Consider the following 11,271-nt stretch of genomic DNA (forward strand, 5'->3'; position numbering starts at 1 on the left):
GACTCTTCCGAACAGGACACTAAGTCGACAAGCGGCGCACGTTCAACGAACACGCCGAACCTCCCGTTTTTCTTTTCACCCTATGTGATCACCCGGGTTGCTGACCAACCAGGGTGCTGGTCAGGGCAGATGTGCGTCAACTCCGCGACGCGGCGGGGGCGCTCGGGGCGCTCACATCGAAGTGTCCCGCTTTGGGCGCCGCCTTCATCAGTGCGACCAGCGCACGCTCCTTCGCCTCACCCTGCCCGGCGCTCCCCCAGAACACCGTGCGGTCGCCGGCCAGCTCCAGCGTGACGGAGTCGTACGAACGGACGCGGACCGAGGTCACCTGGCGGGCGAGGCCGGCAGGCAGTCCGGTCACCACGCGGACCGCCTCGGCGGTGAGCCGCCCGCCTCCGAAGCGACGCCTGCCCGGGGAGTCGCCGGTGTCGAGCCGGAGCAGCGGGACGTCGCGGGGGGCGGTGACAGAGGTCGCGAACCGTACGGCCCCGGCGTCCACTTCGGTGTATTCGCCACCTTGTTCGACCACCAGGACCGGGACGCGCTCGGCCACTTCGAGACTGATCGTGCCGGGCCATGAGCGCACGACGTCGACCGAGTCGATCCGGGGGAGTTCGCGGCGCAGCCGCTCCTCGATGGCGCCGGTGTCGACGGAGGCCAGCGGCGATCCCACGGGCACGGCGGCGACCTGTTCGACCTGCCGGGGCGTCAGGACCCGCGTTCCGGAGACGGTGACGTTCTCGGCGCGCAGCCAGGAGGAGCCGTACAGGGCCCAGAGGACGCCGCCGGCCAGGGCGAGGAGGGCAGACCCGAGCAGGATCAGCCGGAGGCGGGAACGTGTCCTCCGGTCCTCCGGTCCGGCTTCACCGGAACCGCGGGAGCCCCGGGCTCTCCCGGGGCCCCGGGAGCCGGACCGGCCCGACGACGTGCCCGCGGACGGCTTCGATGCGCCGCGCTCGGTGGTCGTCGGTCCGGCCATGCTCCCTGCCTTCTCACGCCTCTCGGCGTGCTGCTCGCGTCCGGGCAGTCACGCCCGGTTGGCGGCGATCGCCTCGTAGACCATGTTCACCAGCAGCTGGTCGGCGTCCCGGCGGCCGAACTCGGCGGCGGCGCGGGACATCTCGTACAGCCGGTGCGGGTCCGCGAGCACCGGGAGGACGTTCCCGTGCACCCACTCCGGGGTCAGCTCGGCGTCGTCGACCAGCACACCGCCGCCGGCCTTGACCACCGGCTGGGCGTTGAGCCGCTGCTCGCCGTTGCCGATCGGCAGCGGGACGTACGCGGCGGGAAGCCCGACGGCGGAGAGTTCGGCGACGGTCATCGCGCCCGCACGGCAGAGCATCATGTCCGCCGCGGCATACGCGAGATCCATACGGTCCACATACGATACCGGGACGTACGGGGGCATTCCCGGCATGTTCTCGACGTGTGGCAGTTCGTTCTTCGGGCCGACCGCGTGCAGCACCTGGATACCCGAGCGCTGGAGCGCCGGAACGGCCTGCTGGATGACCTCGTTGAGACGGCGGGCGCCCTGCGAGCCGCCGGAGACCAGCAGCGTCGGCAGGTTCGGGTCGAGCCCGAAGGCGGCGCGGGCCTCCGGGCGGACCCGGGCGCGGTCCAGGGTGGCGATGGTGTACCGCAGCGGGATGCCGATGTAGCGGGCGTTCCGGAGCTTGCTGTCGGGCGTGGCGACGCCGACCCCGTGCGCGTACCGGGAGCCGATCTTGTTGGCCAGGCCGGGGCGGGCGTTCGCCTCGTGGACGACGATCGGCACGCCGAGCCGCTTCGCGGCCAGATAGCCGGGCAGGGCCACATAGCCGCCGAAGCCGACGACACAGTCCGCCTTGGTGCGCTCCAGGACCTGCTCGGCGGCCTTGATCGTGCCGCGCAGCCGGCCCGGCACGGTGATCAGCTCGGGGGTGGGCTTGCGTGGCAGCGGTACGGCAGGGATGAGCGCCAGCTCGTAGCCCCGCTCGGGCACCAGCCTGGTCTCCAGACCCCGCTCCGTACCGAGGGCCGTGATCCCCACGGAAGGGTCCTGCCTGCGCAGGGCATCCGCGAGGGCGAGCGCGGGCTCGATGTGGCCGGCGGTCCCCCCGCCGGCGAGTACGACATGCACCGAAATTCACCGCTCTCCGGACGGGCGCTTCCTCACGCGCCGTCTCATCGACATCCAACTCACCCCGGCCCTTCCGCCCGGTCCGGGCTTCCGCATGGCCAGAGCCGCCTTCGCGGCGGGCTCGTCCCGCGCGAACGCGATCAGCAGCCCGACAGCGAACATGGTCGGCAGCAGGGCGGAGCCTCCGTAGGAGAACAGCGGGAGCGGGACACCGGCGATCGGCAGCAGACCGAGCACCGCACCGATGTTGACCACGGCCTGGGCCGTGATCCAGGTGGTCACGCCTCCCGCGGCGTACCTCACGAAGGGGTCCTCCGTGCGTCCGGCCACGCGGATACCCGCATAGCCTAGAGCCGCGAACAGGGCGAGCACCGACAGCGTCCCCGCCAGCCCCAGTTCCTCCCCGGTGATGGCGAAGATGAAGTCGGTGTGTGGTTCGGGGAGTTGGCCCCATTTTTCCACACTTGCCCCCAGTCCGGAACCGAACCATCCGCCGGACGCCAGAGCATAGATGCCGTGTACGCCCTGCCAGCACAGGTCCCCCGGCCCCGGGTCGGTGGCGCCGAGGCAGCCGATCCTGGCCATGCGGGTCGGGCTGGTGCGGATCAGGGTCACGCCGATGGCCCCGGCCACCGCGAGGACGCTCACGAAAAGCCGGGTCGGGGCGCCCGCCAGCCACAGCAGCCCGAAGAGGATGGCGGTCAGGATGATCGCCGTCCCCATGTCCCCGCCCATCATGATCAGGCCGAGCAGCAGGAAGGCTCCCGGGACGAGCGGCACGAGCAGGTGCTTCCACTGGGTCAGCAGCCGCTTGTCCTGTTTGCGGGCCAGCAGGTCGGCGCCCCACAGGATGAGCGCCAGCTTGCCGAACTCGCTGGGCTGGAGCTGGAACGGGCCGCCCAGGTGGATCCAGTTCTGGTTGCCGTTGACCTCGCGCCCTATCCCGGGGACCTGGACCAGCACCATCAGGAAGACGGTGCCCATCAGCAGCGGATAGGCCAGGGCGCGGTGCAGTCTGACCGGCATCCGGGAGGCGGTCAGCAGCAGGACGGCGCCGATGGCGGCGGCGAGGAACTGCTTGCGGAAGAAGTAGGTGGCGGGCAGGGACAGCTCCAGCGCCTTGATGATCGACGCGGAGTAGACCATGACGAGCCCGAGGACGGTGATCAGCAGGCTGGCGCCGAGGATGACGTAGTACGCGGTGAGAGGGCGGTCCCAGGCGCGCCGGGCCCGCTCGTACGCTCGCCGCACCCGTCGGCCGCGCGGAGGGCGCCCCGGCCCCGGGGCTCCGCCCCCGGTGTCCCCCCGGCGCGGGGCCGGTGCCCTGCGGGGGCCGCTGGTACGCGTGCGCAGGGCCAGTCCGGCGAAGGCGGGGGCCCTGTCCCCGGACCCCTGCCGGACGGACTTCCCCGAGCTGTCCGAGGGGGTCACGACGACGGGGGTACGGGGACGGAGCCCCCAGAACCGCGCGGCGAGCAGCATGATCGCGTCCCCCTCCAGTCGGGTCCGGCGGCACCGGACCGGGTGGGTCAGGCGTCGCGCTCGGCGGCGACGTCACGGACCGCGTCCGCGAACGCCTCGCCCCGCTTGTTGTAGTTGACGAACATGTCCATCGAGGCGCAGGCCGGGGCCAGCAGGACCGTGTCGCCGGGACGGGCGAGGGCCGTCGCTTCCCGGACCGCCGCCGCCATCGCCCCAGTGTCGGTCCGGTCGAGGTCCACCACCGGCACCTCGGGGGCGTGTCGCGCGAGGGCCTCACGGATCAGCGCGCGGTCGGCGCCGATGAGGACGGCGCCCCGCAGCCGGGCCGCCGACTTCTGGACCAGTTCGTCGAACGTGGCGCCCTTGGCGAGGCCGCCCGCGATCCAGACGATCGGGTCGTAGGAGGCCAGCGACGCCTCCGCCGCGTGCGTGTTGGTGGCCTTGGAGTCGTCGACGTACGAGACCCCGGCGATCTCCTCCACGTACTCGATGCGGTGCGGGTCGGGGCGGAAGGCCCGCAGACCGTCCCGCACCGCCGCGGGCTCCACGCCGAAGGCGCGGGCGAGGGCCGCCGCGGCCAGGGCGTTGGCGATGTTGTGCGGGACCGGCGGCCGGACGTCCGCGACCTCGGCCAGTTCCTGCGCCTGCTTCTGGCGGTCCGGGACGAAGGCGCGGTCCACCAGCAGGTCCTCGACGACACCGACCTGGGACGGGCCGGGTGTGCCGAGGGTGAAGCCGATGGCGCGGCAGCCCTCCTCCACGTCGGCCTCGCGCACCAGGTCCTCGGTGGCCTTGTCGGCCGCGTTGTAGACGCAGGCGACCGTGTTGCCCTCGTAGGCACGGCCCTTGTCGGCGGCGTACGCCTCCATGGAGCCGTGCCAGTCGAGGTGGTCGGGGGCCAGGTTGAGGACGGCCGCCGAGTGGGCGCGCAGGGACGGAGCCCAGTGGAGCTGGTAGCTGGACAGCTCGACGGCGAGGACGTCGTACTCCTCCTCGCCGAGGACCGCGTCCAGCAGGGAGACGCCGATGTTGCCGACGGCGGCGGTCCTCAGCCCGGCCGCCTCCAGGATGGAGGCGAGCATCCGGACGGTCGTCGTCTTGCCGTTGGTGCCGGTCACCACGAGCCAGGGCGCGGGATTCCGGCCGCCGCGGCCGCGCAGCCGCCAGGCCAGTTCGACATCGCCCCACACCGGGACGCCCGCCGCCTCAGCCGCGGCGAACAGCGGCTTGTCGGGGCGCCAGCCGGGAGCGGTGACGATCAGGTCGGTGCCGGACGGGAGCGTGTCGCCGTCGCCCAGGCGGACCGTGATCCCCTCGGCCTCCAGTTCCGTCGCCTGGGCGCGGGCGCGCGCGTCGTCGCCGTCGTTGACGACCGTGACCCGCGCGCCCAGCCCCTGCAGGACGCGGGCGGCGGGGACGCCGCTGACGCCCAGGCCCGCGACGGTCACCTGCCTGCCGGACCAGTCCTGGATCTCGCTGCTCATTACTTGTCGGCTGCCCATCCCGCGTAGAAGAGCCCCAGACCCACGATGACGCACATGCCCTGGATGATCCAGAACCGGACCACGACGAGGACCTCGGACCAGCCCTTGAGTTCGAAGTGGTGCTGGAGCGGCGCCATCCGGAAGACCCGCTTGCCGGTCAGGCGGAAGGAACCGACCTGGATGATCACGGAGAGGGTGATCAGGACGAAGAGGCCGCCGAGGAGCGCGAGCAGCAGCTCCGTGCGGGAGGTGATGGCGAGGCCGGCGAGGGCGCCGCCGAGGGCGAGCGAGCCGGTGTCGCCCATGAAGATCTTAGCGGGCGAGGTGTTCCACCACAGGAAGCCGAAGCAGGCCCCCATGAGCGCGGAGGCGACCACGGCGAGGTCGAGCGGGTCACGCACCTCGAAGCAGGCGTTCGGGTTGGTCAGGGTCTGCGCGTTGAGGCAGGACTCCTGGAACTGCCAGAGCCCGATGAAGGTGTACGCGCCGAAGACCATCACCGAGGCGCCGGTGGCCAGGCCGTCCAGACCGTCCGTCAGGTTCACGCCGTTGGACATGGCCAGGATCATGAACAGCGCCCAGACCACGAACAGCACCGGGCCGATGGACCAGCCGAAGTCGGTGATGAACGACAGCTTGGTGGAGGCGGGCGTCAGGCCCTGCTTGTCGGAGAACTGGAGCGCCAGCACGGCGAAGGCGATGCCGACGATCAGCTGGCCGGCCATCTTCGCCTTGGCCCGCAGGCCCAGCGAGCGCTGCTTGACGATCTTGATGTAGTCGTCGAGGAAGCCGACGAGGCCCATGCCCGCCATCAGGAACAGCACCAGCAGACCCGAGTACGTCGGGTTCTCGCCGGTGATGACCTTGGCGAGGGCGTACGCGATCAGCGTGGCCAGGATGAAGGAGATACCGCCCATGGTGGGCGTGCCCTTCTTGCCTGCGTGACCGCGCGGACCGTCGTCACGGATGAACTGCCCGTATCCCTTGCGGGCCAGAAGCTTGATCAGCAGCGGCGTACCGATCAGGGTCAGGAAGAGCCCGATGGCTCCCGCGAAGAGGATCTGCCTCATCGGCCGGTGACCTCGCCCTCGGTGGTGTTCTCCAGCAGGGCCGCGGCGACCCGCTCAAGACCGACCGACCTGGATGCCTTCACCAGCACGACGTCCCCTGGCCGCAGTTCCCTGCGCAACAGGTCGATCGCCGCCTGCGCGTCGGACACGTGCACCGACTCCTCACCCCACGAACCCTCGTTATATGCGCCCAGTTGCAGCCAGGACGCTTCCCTGCCCCCGACTGCGACGAGCTTGCTGACGTTGAGGCGGACGGCGAGCCGTCCCACCGCGTCGTGCTCGGCGAGCGCCTCGTCCCCGAGTTCGGCCATCAGGCCGAGCACCGCCCACGTCCGGCCCCCCTCGGCCCGTGCGGCCCCGCCCATGGCGGCCAGTGCGCGCAGGGCGGCCCGCATGGACTCCGGGTTCGCGTTGTAGGCGTCGTTGACGATCGTCACGCCGTCAGGGCGCTCGGTGACCTCCATGCGCCAGCGGGAGAGGGTGCCCGCCTCGGAGAGCGCGACGGCGATCTCGTGCACGGACATGCCCAGCTCATGGGCGACGGCGGCCGCGGCGAGCGCGTTCGACACGTGGTGCTCACCGTACAGGCGCATGGTCACGTCACTGCACCCGGAGGGTGTGTGAAGACTGAAAGAGGGGCGTCCGTTCTCTGTGAGCCGGACATTTTCGGCACGTACGGCCGCGTCTGCGGCCTCTCCGTACAGGACGACGCGCGCCTTCGTACGGTCGGCCATGCCCTTCACGAGCGGGTCGTCCGCGTTGAGGACGGCCACACCGCCCTCCTCGGCGGACGGCAGTGCCTCGACGAGTTCCCCCTTCGCCCGGGCGATCTGCTCCCGGCCGCCGAACTCCCCGATGTGCGCGGTGCCCACGTTGAGGACGAGGCCGATGCGGGGCGGGGTCAGCTCGGTGAGGTAGCGGATGTGGCCGACGCCCCGGGCACCCATCTCCAGGACCAGGTGCTGGGTGTCCTCGGTGGCGCGCAGAGCGGTCACCGGCAGGCCGATCTCGTTGTTGAGGTTGCCGGCCGGCCAGACGGTGGGGGCCTTTCGCTGGAGGAGCTGCGCGATGAGGTCCTTGGTGCTGGTCTTGCCCGCCGAGCCCGTCAGGGCGACGACCGTGGTGCCGAGCCGCTCGACGACGGCGCGGGCGAGTGCGCCGAGCGCGGCGGTGACGTCGGGCACGACGACGGCAGGCACGCCGACGGGGCGCGTGGCCAGGACGGCCACCGCTCCTGCGGCGACGGCGCGTTCCGCGTAATCGTGCCCGTCGGCGTGCTCGCCGGCGAACGCGGCGAAGAGGCTGCCGGGCCCGACCTGGCGGGAGTCGTAGACGACTGAACCGGTGACCTGAATGGCCGGATCCGGTATGTCGAACGTCTGCCCGCCGACGATTGCGGCGATCTCGGTGAGGGAGAGGGCGATCACTTCTTCATCCCCGACTGTTCTGGATGGCTTCCCGCAGGACCTGGCGGTCGTCGAAGGGGCGGACGATTCCTGCGATGTCCTGGCCCTGTTCGTGGCCCTTGCCCGCGACGAGCACCGTGTCGCCCGGCTGTGCGCGGGCCACGGCGGCGGCGATCGCGGCGGCCCGGTCCTCGAACACCGCGACCTCACCGCGCTCGTGGACCGGCACCTCGGCGGCACCGGCCAGCATGGTGGCGAGGATCGCCAGCGGGTCCTCCGAGCGCGGGTTGTCGGACGTGAGGACGGCGGTGTCCGCGAGCCGGGCGGCGGCGGCACCCATCGGGCCGCGCTTGGTGGTGTCCCGGTCGCCGCCGCAGCCGAGGACGATGTGCAGTCTGCCCTCGGTGACCTTGCGCAGGGAGCGCAGCACGGACTCGACGGCGTCGGTCTTGTGCGCGTAGTCGACGACAGCGAGGTAGGGCTGGCCGGCGTCGACGCGCTCCAGGCGGCCGGGGACACCGGGCACGGCGGCGATGCCGTCGGCGGCCTCCTGCGGGTCGATCCCGGCGACGGCCAGGGTGACGACCGCGGCGAGGGTGTTGGCCACGTTGAAGGGGCCGGGCAGCGGGGCCCGGGCGGTGATCCGCTCGTCCTTGGGGCCGACGACGGTGAACGTGCTCCCGAGCGGGCCGATCTCGGCGTCCTCGGCGCGCCAGTCGGCGTCCGGGTGGCCCTCGGCGGAGAACGTGACGACCGGGACCGTGGCCTCCTGCACCAGCCTCCTGCCGTACGGGTCGTCGAAGTTGACGACCCCCTGGCGGGAGCGGCCCGGGGTGAAGAGCTGCGCCTTGGCCTGGAAGTAGTCCTCCATGCCGGAGTGGAACTCCATGTGCTCCGGGCTGAGGTTGTTGAACACGGCGACGTCGAAGACGCAGCCGTCGACCCGGCCGAGGACCAGTGCGTGGCTGGATACCTCCATGGCGACCGCGTCGACTCCGCGCTCGCGCATGACGGCGAACAGGGCCTGGAGGTCGGTGGCTTCGGGGGTGGTGCGCTCGGACTTGATGCGCTCCTCCCCGATGCGGGTCTCCACGGTGCCGATGAGGCCCGGTTTGTGACCGGCCGCCTGAAGACCGCCCTCGACGAGGTAGGCGGTGGTGGTCTTGCCGGAGGTGCCGGTGATGCCGATCTGGAGGAGGTCACCGCCCGGGTGGCCGTAGATTCCGGCCGCGAGTTCGCCCATCCGGCCGCGCGGGTCCTCGACCGCGAGGACCGGCAGCCCGGTCTCGGCGGCGCGGTCGGCGCCGGCCGGATCGGTGAGGATCGCGACGGCGCCGAGCCCGGCGGCCTGGGCCGCGAAGTCGGCGCCGTGGACGCGGGCGCCGGGCAGCGCGGCGTACACGTCACCGGGGCGGACCGCCCGGGAGTCGTGAGTGATGCCGGTGACCTGCGGGGCTTCGGCGGTGGCCGGAGGGGCCTCGATGTCCAGCCGAGCCGCCAGTACGGCGAGGGGGGTGGGGCTGACCTGGACCGGGCGGGGCGCTCCCTGCGGTTTCGCGGGGACGTCCTGGCCGGTGCTTGGGGGCTGATCGGGGTGTGGCACGGCGGTGAGCGTACCGGGCGTACCCGTGATCGGGCTAAATGGGGCCGCGGGGCCCTGGTCGGTGCCGGGGCGTTCCCCGGGGCCGGGCGTGATCGTCGTCACTGACAGCTCCCTCGGTCAGGTACCAGGTGTGAACGTGACCGGCATGCGCGGGGGCTGTTTTCCGGTCGGTGCGGCGTGCAGGGTCTTCAGGGCGAACTCCATGACCTTCTTGAAGATGGGACCGCAGGTCTGGCCGCCGAAGACACTGCCCTTGGTGGGTTTCTGGAGGACGCAGTACACGGTGACCCTCGGGTCGTCGGCGGGGGCGAAGCCGGCGAAGGAAGCGGTGAAGCCCTCGTAACGTCCCAGCACGGGGTCGACGCGGTCGGCGGTGCCGGTCTTGCCCGCGATCCGGTAGCCGGGGATGGCGGCCTTGTTTCCGGTGCCCTCCTCGTCCTCGACGACCGACTCCAGCATTTCGGCCAGGGTCCTGGCGGTCTTCTCGCTGACGACCCGGGTCTTCTCGGGGGCCGGGGCGGGGGTGAAGCGGCCGTCGGGGCCGCGGGTGCCGCGGACCAGGACCGGCTCGATGCGTACGCCTCCGTTGGCGACGGTCGAGTAGACGGACGCGGCCTGCAGGGCGTTCACGGACAGGCCCTGGCCGAACGGGATGGTGAACTGCTGGGAGGTGTTCCACTTCTCCGGCGGCGCGAGGATGCCCGGGGTCTCGCCCGGGTAGCCGAGGCCGGTGGGGCTGCCGAGGCCGAACTTGCGCAGGTAGGAGTGGAGGACCTTGTTGGCCTCCGGCTGGGTCTTGCCGAGCTGCTGGGTGGCGAGGATGGTGCCGATGTTGGACGACTTGGCGAGAACGCCGTTGAGGGTCAGGTGCCAGGTGGGGTGGTCGATGTCGTCCTTGAAGAGCCGGTCGCCCGCGTGCAGCCGGTTGGGGACGACGACATGGGTGCCGGGGGCGGCCACGCCCTCTTCGAGGACGGCCGCCATCGAGATGACCTTGGCGGTGGAGCCGGGTTCGTAGGCGTCCTGGAGGGCGGCGTTGCCCATGGCGGCGGCATTGGCCTGGGACAGGTCGTTGGGGTCGAAGCCGGGGGCGTTGGCCATGGCGAGGATCTCGCCGGTCCTGGTGTCCTGGACGACGACATAGCCGCGGTCGGCGCGGGAGGCGGCGACCTGTTCGCTGATGGCCTTCTGCGCGGCCCACTGGATGTCCCGGTCGATGGTCAGCTCGATGTCGGAGCCGGGCACGGCCGGGGTCTCGCGGGCGTCGGCGGTGGGGACGCGACGGCCGCCGGAGTGGGCATAGGTGAGGGTGCCGTCGCGGCCCGCGAGTTCCTCGTCGAGCATGGACTCCAGGCCGCCCGCGCCGCGGCCCTCGGCGTTGACCCAGCCCAGTATCCCGGCGGCGAGGGTGCCGTTGGGGTAGATCCGCCTGGTGCTCTTCTCGCTCAGGACACCGGCGAGGACGCTGACACCGGGGCCGCCTTCCGTCTGGTCCTCGCGGGCCTTCTTGGCGAAGAGCCGCTTCAGGTCCTTGATCTGGTTCCACACCTGCGGGGTCTGCTTGCGGGCGAGGACGGCGTAGCGGGGGGCGGGCGGCGACTTGAGGGTGCGGACCAGGTCGGCGGGCTCCTTGCCGAGGATGGGGGCGAGGAGCGCGGCGGCCTGTTCGGGGGCGTCGGGGACCTTCGCCTGCTCGGGGGTGAACATCATCGGGTCTGCGGTGATGTCGTACGCGTCGACGCTGGTGGCGAGGATCCCGCCGGCCCGGTCGGTGATCACACCGCGCTCGGCGGACAGCTTGTGGCTGAGGTAGCGGTGCTCCTCGGCCTTGGCGGAGTACGCGGCGGCGTCGACGGCCTGGACCTGGAGCAGGCGCCCGACGAACACCAGCATGACGACGGTCAGCCCGATGCTGACGAGCCGCAGCCGCGGCCGGTGGTCACTGAGCCGCAGCCCCCCGCCTGCGGCCGGTCGGCGCGGAGGCTGCTGCCGGGTGCGGCGGGCCCCGGGCCGACCGGCGGCGGCGCCCCGGCCACCGGTGCCGTTCTCCCCTCCGACGTGCAGGAGCTCCTCGAGGGCGACGACGTTCGCGAGCGACAGCTGGCTG

The 11,271-nt window shown here is 71.8% G+C and carries 8 protein-coding genes; all 8 read right to left on the bottom strand.

From position 1 onward, the window contains the following. Positions 1 to 136: 136 nt before the first annotated feature. The 8 genes from I3F58_RS10385 to I3F58_RS10420 are packed head-to-tail and all read right to left on the bottom strand — an operon-like array spanning position 137 to position 11,228. A complete protein-coding gene (locus tag I3F58_RS10385; protein ID WP_240108007.1) occupies positions 137 to 979 on the bottom strand; it encodes a cell division protein FtsQ/DivIB in 843 nt (280 codons plus the stop codon). A gap of 48 nt (positions 980 to 1,027) precedes the next feature. Beyond that, complete coding sequence (gene murG / locus I3F58_RS10390) at positions 1,028 to 2,119, bottom strand: undecaprenyldiphospho-muramoylpentapeptide beta-N-acetylglucosaminyltransferase (protein ID WP_240108008.1); 1,092 nt, start codon at positions 2,117 to 2,119, stop codon at positions 1,028 to 1,030. A gap of 6 nt (positions 2,120 to 2,125) precedes the next feature. Then, positions 2,126 to 3,601 (bottom strand): putative lipid II flippase FtsW, encoded by a 1,476-nt coding sequence (gene ftsW, locus I3F58_RS10395; RefSeq protein ID WP_240108009.1) that lies wholly within the window; start codon positions 3,599 to 3,601, stop codon positions 2,126 to 2,128. A gap of 47 nt (positions 3,602 to 3,648) precedes the next feature. Next, positions 3,649 to 5,085, bottom strand: coding sequence for a UDP-N-acetylmuramoyl-L-alanine--D-glutamate ligase (gene murD / locus I3F58_RS10400; protein WP_240108010.1), 1,437 nt, complete (start codon positions 5,083 to 5,085; stop codon positions 3,649 to 3,651). After that, positions 5,085 to 6,155, bottom strand: coding sequence for a phospho-N-acetylmuramoyl-pentapeptide-transferase (gene mraY, locus I3F58_RS10405; RefSeq protein ID WP_240108011.1), 1,071 nt, complete (start codon positions 6,153 to 6,155; stop codon positions 5,085 to 5,087). Before mraY ends, murD begins: the two co-directional genes overlap by 1 nt. Beyond that, on the bottom strand, positions 6,152 to 7,582 hold the full coding sequence (murF, locus tag I3F58_RS10410; protein ID WP_240108012.1) for a UDP-N-acetylmuramoyl-tripeptide--D-alanyl-D-alanine ligase: 1,431 nt from the start codon (positions 7,580 to 7,582) through the stop codon (positions 6,152 to 6,154). The genes mraY and murF overlap by 4 nt, the downstream gene beginning before the upstream one ends. 4 nt (positions 7,583 to 7,586) lie before the next feature. Then, positions 7,587 to 9,266, bottom strand: coding sequence for a UDP-N-acetylmuramoyl-L-alanyl-D-glutamate--2,6-diaminopimelate ligase (locus I3F58_RS10415; protein ID WP_374207942.1), 1,680 nt, complete (start codon positions 9,264 to 9,266; stop codon positions 7,587 to 7,589). A gap of 15 nt (positions 9,267 to 9,281) precedes the next feature. After that, positions 9,282 to 11,228, bottom strand: a complete 1,947-nt coding sequence (locus I3F58_RS10420; protein ID WP_240108022.1) for a penicillin-binding protein 2 — start codon at positions 11,226 to 11,228, stop codon at positions 9,282 to 9,284. Positions 11,229 to 11,271: the final 43 nt, after the last annotated feature.

It is taken from the genome of Streptomyces sp. MUM 203J (genome assembly GCF_022414595.1).
Lineage (GTDB): Bacteria > Actinomycetota > Actinomycetes > Streptomycetales > Streptomycetaceae > Streptomyces.